This is a genomic window from Microbispora sp. CSR-4, from assembly GCF_008033685.1.
In the GTDB taxonomy this organism is placed as follows: Bacteria; Actinomycetota; Actinomycetes; order Streptosporangiales; family Streptosporangiaceae; genus Microbispora.
This window is the reverse complement of the sequence record NZ_VJVX01000276.1, coordinates 1-429: the sequence shown is the minus strand read 5'-3', so window position 1 is coordinate 429 and position 429 is coordinate 1. Positions and strand designations below refer to the sequence as shown.

General features: G+C 75.5%; 1 pseudogene. It reads right to left on the bottom strand.

The annotated features are described in order from the left end of the window. Positions 1-429 (bottom strand): annotated as a pseudogene (locus FLV34_RS41125) (hypothetical protein); the annotation flags it as partial.

Below are 429 nucleotides of genomic sequence, written 5' to 3'. Positions count from 1 at the left end.
GCTGGATGGAGCCGGGGGTGCATCGGGCCGGGGGTGACGAAGTCCAGAAAGGCGCGCACCAGCCCGAGCGGTACGGCCAGCCCGCCCCTGGTGGTCACTCCGGCGGGGCCTCCGCTGATCAGCTGGGCCAGGCGGCGGCCGGTGGCGGGCCGGGCGAGGATCTGGACGGCGGCGTGCTGCCAGGCGGGCATGCCCACGACGGCTCCGAGCAGGGCGCGGAGCGGGTCGTGGTCATGGGAGTGGCGAATTGGCAGCAGCTCGCTTCGGGCGATCACCAGGTGCCCGCCAGTCGCCTGTCCGGTCAGCGGGACCGGCGGGGCCGCCTCCACGACCGCCGTGCGCGCCGACGGCCAGGCCGACTCGATCGCGTGCTCCACCAGGTGCTGCGGGACGGTGCCCGGAACCCACAGCCGGATCCGTACGCCGCCG